Annotated in this window: 19 protein-coding genes; 9 read left to right on the forward strand and 10 right to left on the reverse strand. The window is 60.5% G+C overall.

Annotated features, from left to right (window positions below; all coding sequences use genetic code 11):
* Window positions 1–130 precede the first annotated feature (130 nt).
* Window positions 131–991 carry a GntR family transcriptional regulator gene (locus Enr8_RS11180; protein WP_186767577.1) on the reverse strand — a complete coding sequence of 287 codons (861 nt, stop codon included), beginning with the start codon at window positions 989–991 and terminating at the stop codon, window positions 131–133.
* Between the two features lie 137 nt (window positions 992–1,128).
* On the opposite strand from Enr8_RS11180, the gene Enr8_RS11185 reads away from it, so the two are divergent.
* From Enr8_RS11185 to Enr8_RS11220, 8 genes are all read left to right on the forward strand, one after another.
* Window positions 1,129–2,031 carry a dihydrodipicolinate synthase family protein gene (locus Enr8_RS11185; protein ID WP_146431428.1) on the forward strand — a complete coding sequence of 301 codons (903 nt, stop codon included), beginning with the start codon at window positions 1,129–1,131 and terminating at the stop codon, window positions 2,029–2,031.
* Between the two features lie 9 nt (window positions 2,032–2,040).
* The gene (locus Enr8_RS11190; RefSeq protein ID WP_246120036.1) at window positions 2,041–3,003 is read left to right on the forward strand and encodes a proline racemase family protein; all 963 of its coding nucleotides are present in this window, start codon (window positions 2,041–2,043) and stop codon (window positions 3,001–3,003) included.
* Between the two features lie 27 nt (window positions 3,004–3,030).
* A complete protein-coding gene (locus tag Enr8_RS11195; RefSeq protein WP_146431430.1) occupies window positions 3,031–4,281 on the forward strand; it encodes an NAD(P)/FAD-dependent oxidoreductase in 1,251 nt (416 codons plus the stop codon).
* 615 nt (window positions 4,282–4,896) lie between these two features.
* A complete protein-coding gene (locus Enr8_RS11200; protein ID WP_186767578.1) occupies window positions 4,897–5,376 on the forward strand; it encodes a tetratricopeptide repeat protein in 480 nt (159 codons plus the stop codon).
* A gap of 139 nt (window positions 5,377–5,515) precedes the next feature.
* Window positions 5,516–6,052 (forward strand): IclR family transcriptional regulator, encoded by a 537-nt coding sequence (locus Enr8_RS11205; RefSeq protein ID WP_246120037.1) that lies wholly within the window; start codon window positions 5,516–5,518, stop codon window positions 6,050–6,052.
* Between the two features lie 229 nt (window positions 6,053–6,281).
* On the forward strand, window positions 6,282–7,730 hold the full coding sequence (locus Enr8_RS11210; protein WP_146431436.1) for a TolC family protein: 1,449 nt from the start codon (window positions 6,282–6,284) through the stop codon (window positions 7,728–7,730).
* Between the two features lie 226 nt (window positions 7,731–7,956).
* Window positions 7,957–8,349 carry a hypothetical protein gene (locus tag Enr8_RS11215; protein WP_146431438.1) on the forward strand — a complete coding sequence of 131 codons (393 nt, stop codon included), beginning with the start codon at window positions 7,957–7,959 and terminating at the stop codon, window positions 8,347–8,349.
* Between the two features lie 91 nt (window positions 8,350–8,440).
* Entirely contained in the window at window positions 8,441–8,965 is a 525-nt protein-coding gene (locus Enr8_RS11220; protein WP_146431440.1) for a response regulator, read from the forward strand.
* Between the two features lie 244 nt (window positions 8,966–9,209).
* On the opposite strand, the gene Enr8_RS11225 is transcribed toward Enr8_RS11220, so the two are convergent.
* The 7 genes from Enr8_RS11225 to Enr8_RS26150 form a co-directional block, all read right to left on the reverse strand.
* A complete protein-coding gene (locus Enr8_RS11225; protein WP_146431442.1) occupies window positions 9,210–9,752 on the reverse strand; it encodes a hypothetical protein in 543 nt (180 codons plus the stop codon).
* Window positions 9,753–9,827: 75 nt separating this feature from the next.
* Window positions 9,828–13,031 (reverse strand): efflux RND transporter permease subunit, encoded by a 3,204-nt coding sequence (locus Enr8_RS11230; RefSeq protein WP_146431444.1) that lies wholly within the window; start codon window positions 13,029–13,031, stop codon window positions 9,828–9,830.
* 62 nt (window positions 13,032–13,093) lie between these two features.
* The gene (locus tag Enr8_RS11235) at window positions 13,094–14,476 is read right to left on the reverse strand and encodes an efflux RND transporter periplasmic adaptor subunit (RefSeq protein ID WP_186767579.1); all 1,383 of its coding nucleotides are present in this window, start codon (window positions 14,474–14,476) and stop codon (window positions 13,094–13,096) included.
* A gap of 170 nt (window positions 14,477–14,646) precedes the next feature.
* Window positions 14,647–15,033, reverse strand: a complete 387-nt coding sequence (locus Enr8_RS25405; protein ID WP_186767580.1) for a hypothetical protein — start codon at window positions 15,031–15,033, stop codon at window positions 14,647–14,649.
* A 265-nt stretch (window positions 15,034–15,298) separates the two neighbouring features.
* A complete protein-coding gene (locus Enr8_RS11240; RefSeq protein WP_146431448.1) occupies window positions 15,299–16,732 on the reverse strand; it encodes a purple acid phosphatase family protein in 1,434 nt (477 codons plus the stop codon).
* Window positions 16,733–16,982: 250 nt separating this feature from the next.
* Entirely contained in the window at window positions 16,983–17,120 is a 138-nt protein-coding gene (locus Enr8_RS25410) for a hypothetical protein (RefSeq protein WP_186767581.1), read from the reverse strand.
* 79 nt (window positions 17,121–17,199) lie between these two features.
* The gene (locus tag Enr8_RS26150) at window positions 17,200–17,448 is read right to left on the reverse strand and encodes a c-type cytochrome domain-containing protein (protein WP_246120038.1); all 249 of its coding nucleotides are present in this window, start codon (window positions 17,446–17,448) and stop codon (window positions 17,200–17,202) included.
* Window positions 17,449–17,472: 24 nt separating this feature from the next.
* On the opposite strand from Enr8_RS26150, the gene Enr8_RS26155 reads away from it, so the two are divergent.
* Window positions 17,473–18,063 (forward strand): LysR family transcriptional regulator substrate-binding protein, encoded by a 591-nt coding sequence (locus Enr8_RS26155; RefSeq protein ID WP_146431452.1) that lies wholly within the window; start codon window positions 17,473–17,475, stop codon window positions 18,061–18,063.
* On the opposite strand, the gene Enr8_RS11255 is transcribed toward Enr8_RS26155, so the two are convergent.
* Entirely contained in the window at window positions 18,024–19,958 is a 1,935-nt protein-coding gene (locus Enr8_RS11255; protein ID WP_146431454.1) for an FG-GAP repeat domain-containing protein, read from the reverse strand. The two genes, Enr8_RS26155 and Enr8_RS11255, sit on opposite strands and share 40 nt — an antisense overlap.
* Before the next feature lie 189 nt (window positions 19,959–20,147).
* A complete protein-coding gene (locus Enr8_RS11260) occupies window positions 20,148–20,927 on the reverse strand; it encodes a GntR family transcriptional regulator (protein WP_146431456.1) in 780 nt (259 codons plus the stop codon).
* Between the last annotated feature and the right edge of the window lie 192 nt (window positions 20,928–21,119).

Genomic DNA, 21,119 nt, shown 5'->3' on the forward strand with positions numbered 1-21,119 from the left:
CTGAAACCCTAGCGTCATGCTCTTATCGCCTCTTCGCGAGATGAGCATGTCTTCAATGCGTTTTCCCCAGAGCAAAGACATGCTTCAAGCCGGCGAAGACGCCGCAAGAGCATGGCAACAGCAGACTTTGCTACTTCCCTTCGGCCCGAATCTCTTCCAGCATCCGCTCCACGCGGGGGATCTGCGAGCGGATATGTTTCGTGAGGACCGTCTCGACCTTCTTCCAGTTCTTTTCGATCAGGGCCTGCAAGATGAGGCGGTGCTGCTCGGCCATTTCTTCGACAGCCGCCGTTTCGGTCGTCGCTAGGTCGAAGATCGCCGCGTGGAACAGACCATGCCGCTCGAAAAAGTCGCGGATGTAGTGGTTGCCGGACAGGTCGATCCAGTAAGCGTGCAGGCGGTTATCGAGCTGCGGCGTGCCATCGGCCGCCGGCTGATTGCCGTCGAGCATCTCCTGCAGGAACTCCGCGTCAAGCTGCGCGCGGACGGTGCGCAGCGCCATCAGCTCGAGCGCCTCGCGGACTTCGGAGTAATGCTCCAGGTCTTGCGGCAAGAAGAGCCGGCTCCGCCAGCCGCGGCGCGGCACATGTTCGATAAAGCCTTGCCCGGCCAGCTTCCCCAGCCAATGCCGCAGCACGGTGCGGCTGACCCGGAACATCTCGGCGGTCGCTTCCTCACGCAAAAACGAATCGTCGCCTGCCAGACTGCGGCGAATGATGAACTCGCGGATGCGGACTTCCAGGGCCGGCTCTCGCGGTTCGCTCCGCTGAACGCGGCGTTTCGCCTTGCGGTCCGGGTTGGGCGTCAGGCGACCGGTCGCATCGCGAACCAACAGCCCCTCTTCGACTAGCTGGTCAAACGCCGTCCGCACGGGGGAGGCGCTGACGTCAAACAGACGCGCGACGCTGGCGATCGAAAACGGCTCGGGCAAGCCCTCCCGACTATGGATGCGATCCGAAAGCTCTTCAACAATGCGTTCCGACAACGACACGGGCACGATTCCTGGGTAGGTCCGACACAAAGGTTAACCTGAAGATTTTACGAAAAACGATTGACGAAGCGAACCAGATTGCTTATCGTGTCTTTGTACACAAAAACAATCTCTTGTTCGTCCAAAGGACCTACCACATGAAAGTCGATTGGAGCGGAGTATTTCCGGCAGCGACTACGCAATTCAACGCTGACTTTTCCGTTAATATTCCCGCCACGCTGCAGCATCTGGATGCGATGATCGCCGCCGGCGTCCACGGCATGATCATGCTGGGTACGGTCGGCGAGAACTGCTCGCTCAGCTACGACGAGAAACTGGAGGTTCTGAAGGCGAGCGTCGCTCACATCAACGGACGCGTTCCGGTGTTGACCGGCGTCGCCGAATTTACGACCGCCACCGCGTGCCGCTTTGCCGCCGACGCCGCCAAGCTTGGCGTCGATGGCCTGATGGTGCTGCCGGCGATGGTCTATCGTTCGGATAGCCGCGAGACGGCGGCCCACTTCCGCGCGGTCGCCGCCGCGTCGGACTTGCCGATCATGATTTACAACAACCCGGTCTCCTACAAGGTCGACATCACGCCGGAAGAATTTGCCGAGCTGGCCGACGAGCCAAAGTTCGTCGCGATCAAAGAATCGACCGAAGACACTCGCCGCATCACCGACATCCGCAACGTCTGCGGCGATCGCTTTCTGTTGTTCTGCGGCGTTGACGACGTCGTGCTCGAAAGCATGGTCCTGGGAATCGACGGCTGGGTCTCGGGCCTGGTCAACGCCTTCCCGGCCGAAAACCGTCTGCTGTGGGACCTGGCGATGGAAGGTCGCTACGCCGAAGCGGTCGAAGTTTATCGCTGGTACACGCCGCTGCTGCACCTCGATACCGACATGAAGCTGGTACAGTATATTAAGCTGGCGAACGCCGAATGCGGTTATGGAACTGAAACGACCCGTCCGCCGCGGTTGCCGCTGATCAGCGACGAACGTGAAAGAGTCCTGGGCGTCATTCGCAAGGCGATCGCCACGCGGCCGGTTCTTACTGTCTAAGAGGACGCTGTGGCTAATACTCCCCGCTCGGTAACGACGCTCTCGGTGATTGATTCCCACACCGGGGGCGAACCGACCCGCGTCATTGATCAAGAGATCGACCTGGGCGCTGGTCCGCTGTCGGAACGTCGTACCATCTTCAAAAAGAAGTTCGACTGGGTCCGCAGCAGCACCTGTACCGAGCCGCGGGCATCCGACGCGATGGTCGGCGCGCTACTGACGCCGCCGACCAATCCGGACGCCACCGCCGGCGTCATCTTTTTCAACAACGTCAACGTGCTCGGCATGTGCGGGCACGGCACGATCGGCGTGATCGCCACGCTCGCCCATCTCGGCCGGATCCAGCCAGGCCCGCATCGGATTGAAACGCCGGTCGGCGACGTCTTGGCCACCCTGCACGACAATGGCGAAGTCAGCGTCCGCAACGTCGCCAGCTATCGCTATCAGGCCGACGTCGAACTCAACGTGCCAGGCTACGGCAACGTAGTCGGCGACATCGCCTATGGCGGCAACTGGTTCTTTCTAGTCAAGTCGCCGGCCATGGAGTTGAAGTACTCGGACCGGGACGAACTGCTGTGGTTTACCAAGGCGATCCGCAAAACGATCGACAAGCAGCGGATCACCGGCGCCAGCGAAGGCAAGATCGACCATATCGAGCTGTATGGCTTGCCGCAAAATGAACTGGCCGCCGACTCGCGCAACTTCGTGCTGTGCCCCGGCGGCGAATACGACCGTTCTCCCTGTGGAACCGGCACTTCGGCCAAGGTCGCCGTTCTGGCCGCCGAAGGCAAACTGCAGCCCGGCGAAACCTGGCGGCAAGAGTCGATCACTGGCAGCATCTTCCACGCCAGTTATGCTGTAGTCGATGATCAGATCATTCCGACGATTCGCGGATCGGCCTTCGTGACCGGCGTTTCGCAATTGATCATCGACCCGGCCGATCGTTTCGCGTTCGGCATTCCTCCCCGCTAAGTTCCGCCAGCAAAAAGCAATCAGCCCGTGAGCAATCGACCAGCCGTCGTTATTGGTGGAGGGGTCGTCGGCGCCGCCGCCGCGTACTATCTCGCCAAGTCAGGCCGCCCCGTCGTCATTCTCGAAAAAGGGAAGTTCGGCGCCGCCTGTTCGCACGCCAACTGCGGCTACCTTTCTCCCAGCCATGTGCTGCCGCTCGCCCAACCTGGCGTGCTGATGCCATCGCTGCTGTCGATGCTCAAACCGAACTCCCCCTTCTCAATCCGGTTCCGCTTCTCCCCTGCCCTGTGGAGTTGGCTGATCAAGTTCGCGCTGCGCTGCCGTCGCCAACCAATGATGCAGGCCGCCGGCGGCATCCACGCGCTGCTGCAATCGTCGCGACAGCTCTACAGCCAGATCATCGCCGACGAACAGATGGACTGCGAATTCGAAGAGCGGGGGCTGCTGTTCGTCTACAAAGACGAGTCGCACTTCCACGAATTCGAGCATGTCAACGAACTCCTCTCCCGCGAGTTTGACGTCGTCGCCGCCCCCTATGCCCGCGAAGCGCTCAACGAACTAGAGCCGGCCCTAAAACCAGGCATCGCTGGCGGTTGGCTGTTTGGGGGCGACGCCCACTTGCGCCCCGATCGCCTAATGACGGCGTGGCGAAAAGTGCTGGAAGGGATGAACGTCGAGATCCGCGAGAACTGCGAGTTCAAGCAGTTTACCAGCGGCGGCAAAACGGCGACCGCCGCCGAAACGTCGACCGGCACAGTCGATGGCGAAGACTTCTTGATCACAACCGGCGCCTGGACTCCCTTTTTGAACGACCAACTGGGCGCCAAGATCCCGATCCAGCCGGGCAAAGGGTATTCGATAACGATGCCCCGCCCCGAGATCTGCCCCCGGTTCCCGATGCTGCTCGAGCAACATCACGTCGGCGTTACGCCGTGGGAAAGCGGTTACCGCTTGGGCTCGACGATGGAGTTCGCTGGCTACGACACGACGATCAACGAAAAGCGACTCGGCATCCTGACGAGCGGCGCCGAGGTCTACCTGAAGAATCCGCACTGCGCCCCGATCATCGAAAAATGGTACGGCTGGCGCCCGATGACGCCGGACAGCACCCCCTACATCGACCGCAGCAAACGGTACCAAAACGTCTACGTCGCCGCCGGCCACAACATGCTCGGCCTGTCAATGTCCCCCGGCACCGGCAAACTGGTGGCGGAACTGATGAACGACGAAACGCCGCACTTGGACGCGACGCGCTATTCGCTGTCGCGGAAGATCTAACGCACCCTTCCAACGCCACGGCCACAGCAATACTAGCCCGCAGCGCAAGCGAGGAAAACGCGGCCAAGAGGCAAAGCGAACCTCCGATCCCCGCGAGAAGAGCAACCGCTCCAAGCGACCTCTTTGGTATAATCTGGCGGCAAATATCGGAACCGCAGATGGGCGCAGATTTGTTGAGGGAATGGCGGGCGAATTCGCGTGTTAATCGCGACTCGGTAGAGAATCTCAGGCTCCCAAGGCCCGGAGGGCCGTCCCAACCTAGCCCAGGGCGCAGTCGCCAACGGCGATGCAGCCCTGGGTAACAACGTCGAGAACCGATGCAAGCCCCAGCGGGGCGATCCAACGAAGCGCACGGTCGCGTCCAGCGTCAACGATTCAACGGGCAAACTGACCTGGGGCTGCGCCGCGAAACGCGACTTCGCCCCAGGCTAGATTAGATCGGCCCTCCGGGCCTCCGACGTTTGCTGGCTACATTCGTACTCGCCCGCCAATCGATCTATCGCCTCTTCGTCTTGATCTCACTCTCTTACTCCAACATTTTCGACTTCCCACCACGGATGCGGTAGGATGCGGACATCCCGCGAAAGTCCAATCCATTCACCACAGGAATCCACCATGTCCTTCGAAGCGATGAAAGCTGCCGCCGAGAACGGAAATCCACAAGCCCAAGCCGCTCTGGGTTACGCCTACGACGTCGGTGAGGGCGTTGAGCAAAACCTGGCGACCGCCATACAGTGGTATCGCCAAGCGGCGGACCAAGGGCACGCCGACGCCCAGTTCAACCTGGCCGAGATGTATCGCGATGGCGCCGGCGTGGCGCAGTCCAATGAAGAAGCGCTCGCCTGGTATACCAAAGCCGGCATGCAGGGGCACTCCAAGGCGCAGTACAACATCGCCATGATGTACGTCAGCGGCGAAGGAGTCGCGGCCGACAACGTCACCGCCTACGCCTGGCTCGCCCTCTCCGCCACCGGAGACGCCGAGGGCGCCGCCCAAGCCCGGGATATTGTCGGCCAAGAGATTGGGGACCAGATCACGGCCGGCCAGGCGCTGGCGGCACAGTTGCAGGCGGAGATTAGCAAAGCCACAGACTGATGATCTTCATCTGCGTTCATCTGTGGTTTCAACCTGTTCTCCAGATTGATTCGAACCGCAGATGAGCGCAGATGTTCGCAGATAAGATTATTAAGTCTTTTGGGGTGGGCGAATCGCTGCTGGCTATTTCTGTCTGCGGTTGACGCTGGGGAAGCTGGACGATCACTTGCTGGAAGCGGCCGATCCGCTGTTGCGAGAGCTGCACGAACAGACGGGCGAGACGGTCAACTTGGGCGTGCTGCGGGGCACGTCGGTTCGGTACCTGCAGATATTGGAGAGCAAGCATCCGTTTCGCCTGGTGGTGGACGCCAGCAGTCGCGATCCGTTCTACTCAACGGCGCTGGGTCGCGCACTAACTTCGGCGCTAGCCGATGACGACTGGAACGAACTGATCCACCACACCAAGCTGGTAGCCCGCACGCCGCAGACGGTGATCGACCCGGTTCAGCTGTACGAGATTCACCAGCGGGCCAGCCAACAAGGGTACGCGATCGAAGAGGATCAAAACGACATTGGCGTCACCTGCATTGGCGCCCCGATCCGCGATGGCGGCGAGATCGTCGCGGCGGTCAGCGTTAGCATTCCGACGGCCCGCGTCGACGCCGACTCGCAGCCGCAACTGATCGACGCGGTCAAGCAAACGGCGGAGAAAATCTCGGCCCAACTGTCGACGTAGCGGCGCCAGCGTCTCTCTCGCTAGCGACCCAGACCGCACGGCGTCAAGGCTTTCCTAACCGGAACGACTGGCCCCGACGCGCCGCGTATCCGTCACACGACGCAGCATCGCATCAACACTTCCAATCGTCGCAACCGAAGGAACCATTACGTCTCAATCGTGAACGTGATGTCGCTTGCGCGGACTCTGGTATCGAAACCTTCCTCAAAGATTCCATTGACTTGACACAATGAAAAAGGCCAGCATCGCCTTCACGATCGGACTTGCGGCGATCACCAGCGGTTGCCGCACTACCTCGCCCGCGTCTACAGCTCATGTGCCGGTCGCCAGCGCCGCCCCCACCGCCGCGGCGCTCGCCTCGGCCGAGCAATCGCTTACCCAGGCGAGCGAACTTCCCGCAGCCAAAGCGGCGCCGCAAGACCTGCCGGCAGCGTCGCTGGTTTCGTATCAACAAGAGCCCGCCACGGCCGAACCAATCTCCCCGCCGGTTACGGCCATCCGCTCAACCGGCGACTGGTCGTTGACCGAGCTTGAAGAGCTGGCCCTGCAAAACAACCCCGCCTTGGCCGAAGCGGTCGCTCGCGTTAACGCCGCCCATGGCAACTGGGTGCAGGTCGGCCTGGCGCCCAACCCGGTGCTGGGCTACTCGGGTCAGCAGCTTGGTAGCGGCGGCCTGGCGACGCAAACCGGCATGTTTATCGGGCAAGAGTTCGTCACCGGGCACAAGCTCGGGCTGAACCGCGAGATCGCCGCGTGGGAGATTCAACGGGCCGAGCGTGATCTCGACGCGTTCCGCTTGCGGGTGCTGACCGACGTGCGGATCGGCTACTACGACGTCTTGATCGCTCAGCGACGTCGCGAGCTGGCGGCTGAACTGGTGCAGATCGCCGAAAAGGGAGAGCAAAGCGCCGCGGCCCTCTTCAAAGGACAAGAGGTCAGCCAAGCCGACCCGCTGCGTGCAAGCGTCGAAGCCCAAACCGCCCGGATCGTGCTGCAGAACTCGATCAATCAGCACGTCGAAGCGTGGCGCCGTTTGACCGCCGTGCTCGGCATGCCGGCGATGCAGCTGCAACCGCTGCAAGGGGAAATCAACGCGGACGACATGAATCTGCAGTGGGACGAGACGCTCACCAACCTGATGCAGAAAAGCCCAGAACTGGCGGCGGCGCTGGCCAACGTCGAAGCGGCCCACTGGGCGGTGCAGCGAGCCTACGCCGAGGTCATCCCCAACATCGAAGTCCAAGCGATCATTCAAGATGACCGCGGCATCGACGGCACGGACGGCAACCTGCAAGTGACGCTACCGCTGCCGCTGTGGAACCGCAATCAGGGCGGCATTCAGCGGGCCTACGCCGATGCGGCCGCCGCCAATCGCGCCGCCGACAAACTGTCGATGGATCTGCAGGCCCGGCTGGCCGTCGCGTTTCAGCGATATGAAAGCGCCCGCAACCAGGTCACGCAGTATGCACGCCCCGGCGGCATTCTGGAGAACGCCCAGCGTTCGCTCGAGCTGATCCGCATCGGCTACGAAGCGGATGAGTTCGCCGTCATCGACCTGCTGAACGCCCAGCGAACCTATTTCCAAACGAACCTGGCGTATCTCGACTCGCAACGCGAACTGTGGATTTCGGCGACCGAGATCCGCGGCTTAATGCTGCAAGGCAGTCTCGAAAAGTAAGCGATCTCACCCAGCCTGCATAGTAAGGGGAACGCCGCCGCCAGCGTTCCCCTCGCAAGCTGCATTCCTTAAATTTTGTTAACGAAAATTAGCGTTCCAACCTGCCTGGTTGTGTGTTAGCTTCAAGGGACCGGCTCACCCGCCTGCGCCGGTTCCCGCACTTTCCTTCCTATGCGTGACGGCAGCCCCGCTGATGTCATCTCCCGGCACACCAAAATCGCTGACGATGCGTACGACGATCTGGGTCGTCGGCGCGCTGTTGTCGTTGCCGGGCCAAGGCCTGGAAAGCTGCGACTGCCTGCAGCAGCTGGCGCACCTATGCGCCGATGCGCTGCAAACGGCGCAGTGCAATTCGCCGGGGCATCCGCATCTGTCGGCGTCGCACGGAAAAGACGCCTGCCCTTGCCAGTGTCGTCATTCCGCTCCCCGCCAGGCGACGCCGACGCCGCGTGAAATTCGCCCCGCCGACGATGTCGATCAAGCCGTTCGACTGGCCGCTTGTCATTGGCAGCCAGGTCATGACTGGCGGTCGCCCCCTCTTTCTTCGCTTACGGAAAGCCCTCCCCGTTCGGTACCAGCGCTGGCGCTGTGCGCTACGCTCTCGCGTTTTCGGCTCTAAAGCGAATGCCGCAGATCGCCAACGTCTTTGGCGATCTGCGCGATTCTTCGTTTCGCTTTATCCGCTAAACGCATAGCCAAGAGAGTTACCGATGCACAGAAGTCAAAACCCCGATCCCCGCAAACTGTTCGGATCGCGGATCGATCCCACCTTCTTCCCGGCGATCGTTCGCCGCCTAGAGGAAACGCCGTTTGATCAGACGGCGCTCGTTGTTGAGTTTCGCGACGAAGTGTTCGTCGAGCTACGTGCTCGTCTACAAGACTTCGGTTGGAAAGTGATTCGCGCTGAACGGGCAGCCGACGTGGCCGCTGGCTTGAATCTATACGACCCGCAGTTGGTGCTCATCAACGAGTCGATGCCCGATGAGTCAGGCAGCTTGATCGCCAACAAGATGCGGCTGAACCATTGCCTGCCGATCGTCTGGCTCTACTGCTGCAATCCTCAGGCGGCCGCCCGGCGGTACGGCAAGTTCTGCGGCATCGACAAAGTGCTGAAGTACGACGGCGTCGTGCAAAACCTGGGCGAGATGATTCAGAGTCGGCTGCTGCGTCGCTTCCCAGAAGCGGAAGCGATTGAGCTGACGGCCGAAATGCGACGGCATTTCCGGCTCTACTAGCTCCCCCCCTTTTCGACGAAGACTCACAAAAAAAGCCCGGCCGCAGGAACAATTCCCTCGGCCGGGCTTTCGTTTTTCTTAGCGACTAGAGCGTTTTTCTGATAGCTGTCGCGTTTCTGGCGTTAGTGAGGCAAGCTGGTCAAGGCGACCGAAGCAGGCGAATCCTCAAGATTCGTCGATGCAGGTCAACGCCGACCAGCGCCGCCGCAACCAGCCAGAACGATACAGATGGAGGAAAACCGCTCTAGTGGTCGTGGTCATGACCTTCGTGATCGTGGTCATGCTCGACGGCGCCGCGATACTGCTTGCCGGCGATCGTCACCACCAGTTGGGCGTCGGCGCCTTCATGATCCAGATCCTCGGCCAGTTCCGCTTCGGTCGATACGAACCTCGACGACTTTCCTTCCGGGTCGCTCGACTCAGGGGCGGCCGCCAGTTTGAACTGCTCACCCATGCCGTCATGCTTCAGGTTGATCGTCAGTTCGGGCGTTTCGATCGGCGTCGCCGCTTTGGCCGCCGAGTCGAGGATGTAGATCGTCACGCTCTTCGCTTTTTCGTCGTGAACGAGTTCGGCATGACACTCTTCGTTCCCCAGTTCGATCAGCGAACCGCCATGTGGCCCTTCGCCTGGATGTTCGTGTTCGTCGTGATCATGCTCGGCATGACTATCGCCCTCAGACGCTGGCGCCGAACCGCTTGTGCAGCCCAGCGAGGCCAACGACAACGTCAATAGCCCCGTCGCCATCAGGCGAGCGGCTCGACCGGTCCAAAGTTCCGTGATCTTCATAGGCCCCATCTCCTCCAAGTTATTGGTGAATCAGATCAGCGATCTCCGCCTTGGCGATCGCATAACGTTCGTTCGTTAAAACTCGGGCGTCGTCGGCAGATGGGGCTCTTCCCCTTCTTCGACTAGCGCCACTTGCTGCTCGTTCGCTTCGACCACCGCTTTGGCGGCGCCAATTCCCAACGTCCAGAACAATGCCGGCCGCACCAGAAATTCCAGCGATGTACTCGTAATCAAGCCGCCGATGATGACCGTCGCGACCGGATACAAGATCTCTTTGCCCGGTTCGCCGGCCGCCATTGCCAGCGGCGCCAGACCAATCCCCGACGTCAGCGCCGTCATCAGCACCGGCGCCAGGCGATCTTTGCCGGCCCGGATGATCATTTCCTGCGACCAGGTTTCTCCTTCGTACTTCACCAGGTGCAAGTAATGGTTGATCAGCAGAATGCCGTTTCGAGATGCGATGCCGCACAGCGAAATGAACCCGACCATGCTGGCCACCGTCAACGTTTGCTGCGTCAGGTAAAGCGCCGCGACCGAGCCGATGAACGCCATCGGCAGCGCGATCATCACTTGCAGCGAAAGATTGACCGATTGGAACATCTTGTACAGCACCAGGAACATGCCGATCAACGAAACCGCAAACAGCACCGCGATCATCCGCGAGGCCGACTGCTGACTCTCGAACTGACCGCTGTACTCGGTGAAGTAGCCGGTCGGCAGTTCGGCCTCGATCGGCTCGAGCCGCTGTTTGATATCCTCCACCACGTCAACCAGCCCGCGGCCGCTGACGTTGCACTGCACAATGATACGGCGGCGAACTTGTTCGCGATTGATCGTGTTCGGTCCATCCGACGAATAGATGTCGGTGACGTGTTTCAGCATCACAGAGCCGCCGTCCGGCGTTTCCAATACCAGGCGTTCCATCGCGCTGCGATCTTCGCGGAACGGCTCGTCTAGCCGCACTAGCAGGTCGAACGTTCGCTGACCGTCGAGCACTTGCGACACGACCTCACCTTGCATGGCGGTCTCGACAAACTCGTTGACGTCCATCCGGCGAAGACCGTATCGCTCCAGGGCGTTTCCATCCGCTTCGATACGCAACTGGGGAATGTTGACCTGCTGTTCGACCTGCAAGTCGCGCACCCCCGGCACGGTGGCGATCGCCGCTTGCATCTGCTGGGCGTAACGCCGCAGGTCGTCCAGGTCGTCCCCATACAACTTGATCGCGATCTGGGCTTTCACGCCTGAGAGCATGTGCGAGATCAAGTGAGCCAACGGCTGTTCGACCGCAGTCACAATCCCCGGCACGTCGGCGAGCGCTTCGCTGATTTCTTCGATCACTTCCTCGCGCGACCGAGTCGTATCGGGGTCGATCGTCGCGACGAACTCGCTGATGTTGACCCCTTCGGCATGTTCGTCCACCTCGGCCCGCCCCGTTTTGCGAACGAATGCGGCGATATCGTCGATCTGCTGCAAGCGTTGTTCCACCCGATCGGAGATCGCGTTGGACGTCTCTAGCGACGTGCCCGGCGGCAAGACGACGTTGATCTGCACGGCGCCTTCGTTAAACGGCGGCAGGAAGTCGCTCTCCAATTGCAACATTCCCCAACCGGCGACCGCCACCACGATCGCTACGATCAAGAGAATCGGCCCGGCCAGCTTCAAACTAAAGCCCATCACCACGCCGGCGCCCCGTTTCAAGACCCGAAGCAAAATGCCATCCTGCTCATCATGCTTCAGCTTTTGATTACCCAGCAGCCAATAGCTAAGCACTGGCGTCACCGTCAGCGAAACCAACAGCGAGGAAACGAGCGACACGATGTAGGCCACGCCCAGCGGAGCAAACAGCCGACCTTCCATCCCCGAGAGCGCAAACAGCGGCACAAACACCAGCACCACAATCAAGGTGCCGTAAACAATCGAGTTGCGCACTTCGCAGCTCGCTTGAAACACGACCAGCAGCGGCGACTTTGGATGATCGCTATGCCGGTTTTCGCGCAGGCGGCGGAAGATATTCTCCACGTCGACGATCGCATCATCGACCAACTCGCCAATCGCCACCGCCAAACCGCCCAGCGTCATCGTGTTGATCGAGAGGCCGAAGAGGGCGAAGACGAGCGCCGTAATCACAATCGACAGCGGAATCGCCGTCAGCGTGATGAAGGTCGTTCGCAGGTTCATCAAGAACAGGAACAGGATGATCACCACCAAAATGCCGCCATCCCGCAGCGCCTCGATCACGTTGTCGATCGCCAGGTCGATGAACGCCTTCTGTTGGTAAAGCTCGGGCAGCACGCGCACATCGCCCGGCAGCGACGATTGCAGTTCTTCGAGCGCCTCCATCACCTCTTCGGTGACGCGGCGGGTATCGGCCTCTGGCTGTTTCTGCACTGTCAGCACCACGGCGGGACCGCCGCTGAAGGTACCGTCTTCGCCCCGTTCAAATGCCGAGCTATCGCCCCGCTTCGTCTGTGGGCCTTCCACGATTCGCGCCACTTGCGACAAGCGGATCGACTGCCCGTCGCGGTGAGTGATCACAATGCGGGCAAGTTCGTCGACGGTCGTCACGCGTCCCAGAGAACGGACCAACAGTTCATTCGGCCCCTGTTCATCCAGGTATCCGCCGGCCGTGTTTTGGTTACTTTCGCCGAGCGCTTGTTTGACCTGGTGCAGCGTCACGCCATAACGGCGCATGTCGTTCGGATTGACCAGCACCTGGAACTGTTTTCGTTCGCCTCCCATGACGACCACCTGCGACACGCCAGGGATGGTCAGCAAACGCTGCCGCACCACCCAGTCGGCCATCGTCCGCAGTTCCATCGGCGACGTCGCGCCGCCGTCGCTGTACATCCCCATGATCATGATCTGTCCCATGATCGACGAAATCGGCATTAGTTGCGGCTTGACCGTCTTCGGCAACAGGTCGGTCGCCAGGGCCAAACGCTCGGCGACAATCTGGCGGTCGTTATAGATGTCGGTGCCCCAGTCGAATTCGACATAGACGACCGAAAGACCGACCCCCGACTGCGTACGAACCGCCTGCACGCCGGTCGCCCCGTTCAACACCGTTTCCAGCGGAAAGGTGATCAACGTTTCGACCTCTTCCGGCGCCATCCCCGGCGCCTCGGTCATGACCACGACGCGGGGACGGTTCAGGTTGGGGAAGACGTCAATCGGCAGTTGGTACGACTGCCATCCGCCGTAAACCAGCAAGAAGACGGCGAAGACGATCACCAACAGGCGATTTTGCAGCGAAAACCGGATGATAGAGTTGAGCATGCGTCGGCGCGTGGGTTGAAGGTCGTGGAGAGCGTGTGACGACGTGCGACTTTCGGCACGGCCTAGTGATTGTGTCCAGCATGCGGATCGACCGCCCCGCCCGACTTGTTCTTGATCGCCAGATGAATCTGGTAGGCGCCGCGGGCGGCAATCACGTCTCCCGGGAAGATCGCCCCATCATTGGCGACGACGACCGATTCTTGGTCGCGGAACTCAACATGCACCGGCACCCGGTCAAAGTGATCGCCGTTTTGCTGATAGACGTAGCTCTCGGCGCCTTCGTCAACGATCGCTGCGACCGGCAGCACCAGCCGGTCCTGCCACTGATCGACCGGCACTCGCACTTCCATTCGCTGTCCCGGCTTAAATCGCCATTCCACGTAACGTTGCCCGTTCGACGCGACTTTGTCGCTGACGACGCTATTGGGCAGGCCCATGTAGAAGCGAAACGCGCGCGATTGCGAATCAACCACGTCCGACAAGTACAACAGTTGCAGTCCGTCGATCGTTGCGCGTTCCCCTTTGCCGGCCATCAGTTGAACGGTCACTGGCCAACCTTGAGAAGCCGCCTCCCGCAATCGCTCGGCGTCATCCTCAAACGCTTTGCCTTCGATGTACAGCTCGCAGTGGTCGGCCAGCACGCCAAGTCGCTCTCCCGCTTCGACCTGTTGCCCGACGTTGACCGAGATCTCTTGCACGTGGAAAAAATGATCCATCCCGCACGTTTCTCCCTCGTCCGACAACTCGGGAGCGTTGACCGTCAAGGTTTGAAACAGTTGGCGTTCTTGCGTGATCGCATCGATCTGCGCCTGGCTCAGCCCGTGCAACAGCAGCGCCTGACGAGCCGCTTTGAGTGACGCTTCCAGCTTTTGTTGCTCGTACTCTTGTTCCAAAATCCGCTTGCCCGGCACGACCCCTGCGGTTAGCGATTGCAGCCGCGCGATCTCGGCCTTCACCACGTCCAGGTTTTCCTGCGTCTTGATCAGGTCGCTTTGCGCGGTGACCAACTCTTCAAAGGTCAGCCGAATCTCAAACAGCGGGCTGCCCGGGGCGACCGCCGCGCCTTGCATCGGCAGGATCTTGGAAACGACCCCAGTCAGCGGCGACGAGATGTGAATCTGCGTCCGCCCAGGCCGTTCGACCACCATCGCCGGCAGATTGACCCGCTGGGTATAGGTTCCCAACTCGACGGTGAGCGGGCGAAAGCCGATATTCTTCAGCCCCTTCTCGCTCAGTTCGATCGAAGATTGGTCCGAATGCCCGGCGTGATCATGGCCATGCTCTTCTTCGAGGCCATGATCGACGTGCTCGTCCGTCGCTGCAGTGGTCGTCTGCCCCGGACGCATGACGACATAAACCGATCCAGCCGCGATCGCCGCGACCACCACAGCGACGACAAAGGTCGTCCCGAAACCGCTGGAACTTGTCTTTTGAGGAGCGTTCATCTCTTTTTCTTCCGATTTGGCGTTGCGCCACGCTAGCGGCGCAAACGAGCCGAGAAGTCGTTGTTTCTGCCTTGGGACTAAGCGATGGGCTGCGGCCATGAATACAGCGCGCGATACGATCGCTCTGCGTACGTTTCAGCACAGCTAGAAAACCTGCCCTAGCGGCCGGTCTATATCCGCAAGACGCCCAGCAACAGGTGACGGCGCATAGCGGCGCCGTCGGGCAAGAGAGGATGGCGCTTCGCGCACTCCAAGGTTTCGCCGGCGATCGCCAGCAGGACATCGTTCGGCGTCGTGAGATAGCAAGGCTGCGAGTCGAGATCGACGCCGGAGTCGTCAGAGCTGGTCGTTACGTAGACGCAACGTTGCTCCGAGCATTGCGAGTCATGCTCCGATTCGCTTGGCGCCTTAGGTTCGGCGGCGACTTCTGCGGTCGCCAGGTTTGCGTGATGATGTCCGCAGCAGCCGTGATTCTCGGTCGCCGCGGTCGCTTGATCATGCGGCTCGGCGGCATGCACGTGATGAGCGCAGCACCCGGCGACCGCATGCCATAGCATGGCTGTTATCGTCAGAATTACCGCTACACGACGTATCACGACCCTGGTTCCGGTTACAGAAATCGGTTGGACCACGGTAAATTATCGGCCGGAGGGGGAATCGATCAACAGGACTTTTCACGATCGGCCCCCGCCGAGCCCCACCCAGAGGCGGAGCAAACGCGCCTATCTGGAAACGGACGACTGGTAAAGGAACGCGTCTACTTTGCCACATTTACGGCAATTAGCAGGGACAAATTTCCCCTGCGGTAGTGCCAGACCGACGCTACTCGGTCACGCCGCGCAAAATTTCGGGCATCTCGACCGGAACCTCGACAAGCTTGTTTTTCTTGTCTTTCCCCTGCTTCTGCAGTTCAAAGGCGTCGTACAGTTGGCCGATCGCCGTGCGAGCCTCAAACCGCAGCTTGTCGCCGTCGATGTGGATTACTTGGTAAAGCTGGGTGTCTTCGCCATTACGAACCATAAACGGCCACCGGGCGTTGTCGTACATCTTCGGCCCGCTGACCGACACCACATAGACGGTCCCATTTTCTTTGTCGACGTTCTGCACGCCGACCGGTACGTTGACCGTGCCGACCTCAACGTCCCCTTTCTGCTCCCGCTCCGCCTCTTCGACGGCGAGGCCAAACGTCGAGAACTCGTCTTTCGGCATTTCGACGCCGGGAACTTCAAGACCGGTGCGTCCATACGAATGATCATGCCCCTGCAAGACGAGATCAACCTTGTAGCGGTCAAATAGGGGCTTCCACAGCTTCCGCAGTTCGGCGTTGTCCCGTGTTTGCGCGGTCGCGAAAATCGGATGATGGAAGGTGCACACCACCCACGGCGAAGTGTTCTCGGCCAATACTTTCTCAAGCCAAGCGGTCTGCTCCTCTTGCATTTCATTGCTGTTCAGGGCGATGATCCGCAGATTGTGGTAGACCAAGGTGTAGCAGCTTTCTTCCAGCCCGCGCGGTCCGTGTTCGGGGAAGGCGAAGCTGGGCCGCCAATGCTTGGTCAAGTAGCGCTCGCCATCTTCGTCTTTGGCTTGCTCGTGATTGCCCGGGACGGCGACGCTGGGCGTCATGGCATTGAGCCAGCCGCCGGCGCCAAACCACTCGCCCCACTCCGCATCCTGGGCGCCCCGATTTACCAGGTCGCCCGCATGCAGCAAGAACGCCGCCTTCGGCGCGTCGCGATGCGCTTCGCGAATCACCCGCGACCACATCGACCGGAGGTTGTTCTGGGCGTCCCCAAAGTAGATGAACGAAAACGGCTCGGGCTGCTGGGTCGCGGTCGAAAACTGGAACCATTCGCTCCAGTTCACGCCATCGCCAACCCGATAGGCGTATCGCGTTCCCGGCTTTAAGTCGTCAAACTCAACCGTGTGAAAGTGGGCCGTGTTGATATCGGTCTTCAGCGCTTCGGAGACCGCTTTGTGCTGGGTCGCTTTGGCGGCGAAGCCAGGCCCCGCTTCCGCTTCGGCAATCTCGGCCAACCCCTCGGCGACGTCGACCGAAGTCCGCCAGGTGACCGCTTGCGTGGTGCGGGGATCGCCGGTCCAGGTCAACACAACTCGATCGGGCATCGCGGTCGGCGCGTACATCTCGGCCGGCTTGACCGCGATCGGCGCGTGAGCATGTCCATCTTCCCCTTCATGCGCCAGCGCCACACCCACCGTAGTCGCCAACATCAGTGCACATCCTAGAAGAGTCCGCATCGCGTCCCCACCACCTTTCCACAGCAAACCGAACGAAAGCCAAGAACAAATGCTAATGCACCTGCCTCCGCTCACCAATCGCTTCGCTTGACTTTCACGTCGAGAAATTTTCAGATCGCGAAATTTTCACATTCCCAGGAACCGCCCTCTCGTCGAAAGCGTCTTCGGAATAAGTTTTCAGACGGATATCGCGTCTTAGAACTAGCAGCAACGCGAACTCTGAGCAGCCTTCACGATGCCGCCGCTGGCGCTAGCTCCAATAGACCTTCTCGGCCGTCTTTTGCAGCATCCACGTTTTGTCGTCGGCGGTCAGAAAATCGAGCGGTTCGACGTTGGTCGGCGAGACGGCGGCGCGTGCTGCGGGCTTTTTGCGGAGTTCCGTTTTCACTGCGGTTGGGTCCTCTACGGGGGTAAGAAAGGGTTGCGCATCCCGTGGGACGCGTTGCTGCTCGGATCAATGATGCTCGTCAAGTTCGACTGCCAGCCAACCGGGCGGCCGGCGAGTGCGTTTTGGGGATCAACTTCTGCAGCGCCGTCAGGTAGCGCTGCACGTCTTCTCCGGTGTTGTACGCCAGTTTCTCGTCGGGCGGCATCTGCAGCAATTGATGTTCGTAGCTGATCGCGGTCAGCAGCAAGCTTTCGTCCAATTTGCCCGGCGCGACCGCCGGACCCAAAACGCCGCCGCCGACCATGCCGGCGTAGGTATCCAACCGCAAGTCGGACTCCGCCGCATCGGCGCCATGGCAATCGACGCACTTGGCGACCAGCCGCGGGCGAATCTTGGCTTCAAAGAACTTCAGCTCGTCGACGCTTGCCTGGCGGCGCCGCGGACCTTGTCGATCGCCGCTCCCCCGCGCAGTTATACCGACGACCTGCTCGGCGTGATCAATGAGTTTAGGGCGACTTATCCCGATGTGCGGCTAGTGATGCGGGAAGTGTTTGAGTCGCTGGGCAACGAGATGCTGGAAGCAGGCGAGGTCGATCTGGTGATCGGCGACAATAAATGCTGTCGTAATCCCGAGGAACTGCTGGTCGAAAAGATGTACGAGATCGAGCCGATGGTGATCATGCCGGTCGGCCATCCGCTGGCCGATCGCCGCCGCATTACCGAGGATCCGACCCTGCGGGCGTTTATCGATTTGGCGAAAGAGCGACTGGGGCGCTACGGCTCGGTTGGCATCTGCGCATCAACCTGCTTGCACCACTCGGCCAGCATCGTATTCCGTGCCCGCAATTCGAAGGAAAGCCGGGGCGACACGATAAGGCGTGAAATGCGGAGCGGCGTCTTGATCTATTTCGCTGCAGTCGGCGCCACATTGTTTTTCAAGTAGTAGAAATGACCATCTTCGGCGCCGATCAGCAGATCGGCTCGACCGTCCTGGTCCCAATCGACCGTAGTAGGACTGGTCGTATGTCCCGCCAGGCGATGCTTATGAACCTGGCCGCGATTTTCAAACGCCCAGGGATGTTCGTCGGTCGAAACGTTGCGGAAGAAGTCGACGTTGGCGCTGTTGACCAGCAGGTCCAAACGACCGTCTCCATCCCAATCGGCGAAGGTCAGCTTGCGTCGACCGCTGCCGCCGGCATTCCGCGCGTTCAGGCGCAGCGGCTCGCCCTTCGGATTGGTAATGATTCGTTGGCCGGGCGATAGGGTCAGCTTGTCGCCAGTCTTCTTCCGCTCAAAGAAGGCGAGATAGCCCTCGTGATCCAAGCAAACCAGGTCGTTCAAGCCATCTTGGTTCAGGTCGATCACGTAGGGGGTGGTGCGCCACTGCGTAACCAAGTTGGCGCCTTCGGGGTTCCACCAGTTCCACGCCGGTTTGGGGGCGGCGCCTTCCCACTCGACTTCAATCGGCTGCGCGGCGGCTAGTTTCGCTGGCGAACCGCTGAGGTTTTTGTACCACTCGACTTTGCCCCAGATCGAATTGACGATCAGGTCCAACTGGCCGTCATGATCCCAGTCGGCGACGCTCAGCGTGGTGTAGCCCCACTTCGCTTCGGCCGGGCCTTGGATCGAACCATTCTCGCCCGCCTGAACGCGGATCGGCTGACCATCCACTTCCAGCAATCGCGGCGGGGCCCACTTCGGCGGATTGCCGCCGTCGGTATTTTCAAAAAAGGCGATGTAGCCAGCCGAGTTGCCGGCGATCAGATCCTCGTCGCCGTCTCCATCCCAGTCGACGCTATAGGGCGTCACCAAAGCGCCAAACTTCAGGCGATCGGCCTGTTGCTGGAAGTACTTGGGCGGCAGGAACTGCGGCGTGCCGTCGACGATCTTGCCGGTATGCTCGACAAACGCGACGCGGCCATCTTCGTCGCCCACAATCAGATCGACGTCCCCATCGGCGTCCCAGTCGATCGCCGTCGGCGTGATCATCTGCAGGTCCATCTTCAGCGGCTGTCCATCGGCGGCCAGCTTGCGGCCGGCGGCAAAGTGGGGCTCTTTCCGCGTTCCGACATTTTCAAAGTAAGTGAAGCCGTCAAGAAACTCGCCGCACAACAGATCGAGATCGCCGTCCCCGTCAAAGTCGGCCAGGTTCGGCGTCGGCATGCCAAAGACGTCGACCGGCGAACCGGCCGCTTCCAACTGCACTGGTTCGGCGTAGTTCGGCTTCGCGGTCGTCCCTTGATTCCGCATCCAATAGACATACCCATGTAGCGGCCCGCGGGTCCATTCTCCTTGCTCGTTGAACGCGTCATCCCAGCCGTAGTCGCTCCAGTCGCCGACGCCGATCACCAGGTCGAGCGCACCGTCATCGTTGTAGTCGACATACCGCCATTGATTGGCGCGAACCTTGTTCTTGTAGATGTTCTTAGTCGGGTGGATCTCGGTTTTCTCGGCGTATCCCTGTTTCAGGAAATGGCGAAACTCGATGCCCGGCAGTAAGACCTTCGGCTGGCCATCGACATAAGAGACCTGCAGCGAGTGCATCCCCGGCCCAATCTTCACCGGCGGCAAAAAGACCGGCATCTTGCTGTCGCCGCCGGGGTTCTCAAACAGATAACTGCCATTGAACGGCACGTCGGGGCAACCGACGATCAGGTCGAGATCGCCATCGCCGTCCCAATCCATCGGCATCGGCCAGGCCCAGAGGCCCACCCCCAAGTCGACGCTCAAATCGGCGTCGCCATAGGTGACCGGCGGCAGCGACTCTTGCGCCTGGGCAGGAAAGGAAATCAGCAGGGCCAGCAGTACGAGAAAAACGCGGGGGGGCGTGATCTTCATCGTCGAAACAATCTCCGGGGCGGCAATCGTCGGCGGGGGTGAGAGGGAATCCCATCATCGCCGCGATTTCCGAGGAAAACTAGCCGCGGCTGCCTTTGAATCCCACTGGGATCCCAGGATAGGTCATGCAAAAATGGAAAGCAAGTAGTTTTTCTAACCGCGAAAGGAAGGGGGGAAAGTGCGACTCGATTAGCGTTTGTTCGCCTCGCCGGCTTCCAGCTGATTCAGCTCTTCCAGCAAGTCTTGCGGCAGCGCTAAAGGCATCGCCGCTTTCGCTTCGCCCAGCGCCTGACGCCGATCAAACGACTCCAGCGCCAACCGTCGACTGGCGCGGATATGTTCCTGCATCCAGTAGCGGGCCTTCTGGGTATTGCCGTTTTTCAGCTGCCGCAAGATCCGGCGATGAAATCGATAGACGTTCACCACGATCTTCAAGTCGTGCGGCTCACGCTGGGTGGCGAAAATCCGCGACAACACCCGCAAATCGGCGACGATCTTCATCATCCGCCGATTGCCGCCGGCCCGCAAAATCACCATGTGAAACCCCATGTCGGCCGCCAGAAAGCTCTGCAGCAACTTGGGGTCAAACGTCTTCTGAGTACTTTCCTGCAGTTGACGGCCCACCTGAAGCAGCCGCTTGCAGAGGAGGCTGAGCATCTGCAAATCTTCGTCCGTTAGCCGGCCAGCGACCGACTCGGCGGTGTGACTCTCGAGCGCTTCGCGAACTTCGTACAGCTCGGCCATTTCGGCCCGATCGAGCGAGTGGACGATCGTGCCGAACCGCGGAACCTGCCGCACCAAACCTTCGACTTCGAGCTGGCGAATCGCCTCGCGAACCGGCATCCGGCTCATGCCCAATTCTTTGGCGAGCGCCAGTTCCGAGACCTGACTGCCGGCCGATAAGTCGCCCGAAAGAATCCGCTGTTGGATGTAGAGATAGGCCTGACGTCGCCGGGGAATCTTTTCCATGACTTCCTTTTTGCGGTTCCAGGCGAAATTGCGACGAGCGGGCAGGCGAACAGTCCCTTCACGTTAGTCTATCCTCTTATGATTCGCCAGGATAGCGAGATCGGGCGCCCCGCAGACCGCCTCGCGACAGCGACGTTTCTCGGTCAGGGTTGGCCAGGCGACTTACGCATCGCAGAGCTTGCGCCGACGACC

Source organism: Blastopirellula retiformator (assembly GCF_007859755.1).
In the GTDB taxonomy this organism is placed as follows: domain Bacteria; phylum Planctomycetota; class Planctomycetia; order Pirellulales; family Pirellulaceae; genus Blastopirellula; species Blastopirellula retiformator.

Bases quoted from the DNA above. Each gene is read 5' to 3' on its own strand.
- Enr8_RS11185 (WP_146431428.1), top strand. From the start codon at position 1,129: ATGAAAGTCGATTGGAGCGGAGTATTTCCGGCAGCGACTACGCAATTC.
- Enr8_RS11200 (WP_186767578.1), top strand. From the start codon at position 4,897: ATGTCCTTCGAAGCGATGAAAGCTGCCGCCGAGAACGGAAATCCACAA.
- Enr8_RS11210 (WP_146431436.1), top strand. From the start codon at position 6,282: ATGAAAAAGGCCAGCATCGCCTTCACGATCGGACTTGCGGCGATCACC.
- Enr8_RS11215 (WP_146431438.1), top strand. From the start codon at position 7,957: ATGCGTACGACGATCTGGGTCGTCGGCGCGCTGTTGTCGTTGCCGGGC.
- Enr8_RS11220 (WP_146431440.1), top strand. From the start codon at position 8,441: ATGCACAGAAGTCAAAACCCCGATCCCCGCAAACTGTTCGGATCGCGG.
- Enr8_RS11225 (WP_146431442.1), bottom strand. From the start codon at position 9,752: ATGAAGATCACGGAACTTTGGACCGGTCGAGCCGCTCGCCTGATGGCG.
- Enr8_RS11230 (WP_146431444.1), bottom strand. From the start codon at position 13,031: ATGCTCAACTCTATCATCCGGTTTTCGCTGCAAAATCGCCTGTTGGTG.
- Enr8_RS11235 (WP_186767579.1), bottom strand. From the start codon at position 14,476: ATGAACGCTCCTCAAAAGACAAGTTCCAGCGGTTTCGGGACGACCTTT.
- Enr8_RS25405 (WP_186767580.1), bottom strand. From the start codon at position 15,033: ATGCTATGGCATGCGGTCGCCGGGTGCTGCGCTCATCACGTGCATGCC.
- Enr8_RS11240 (WP_146431448.1), bottom strand. From the start codon at position 16,732: ATGCGGACTCTTCTAGGATGTGCACTGATGTTGGCGACTACGGTGGGT.
- Enr8_RS26155 (WP_146431452.1), top strand. From the start codon at position 17,473: ATGGCAATCGACGCACTTGGCGACCAGCCGCGGGCGAATCTTGGCTTC.
- Enr8_RS11255 (WP_146431454.1), bottom strand. From the start codon at position 19,958: ATGAAGATCACGCCCCCCCGCGTTTTTCTCGTACTGCTGGCCCTGCTG.
- Enr8_RS11260 (WP_146431456.1), bottom strand. From the start codon at position 20,927: ATGGAAAAGATTCCCCGGCGACGTCAGGCCTATCTCTACATCCAACAG.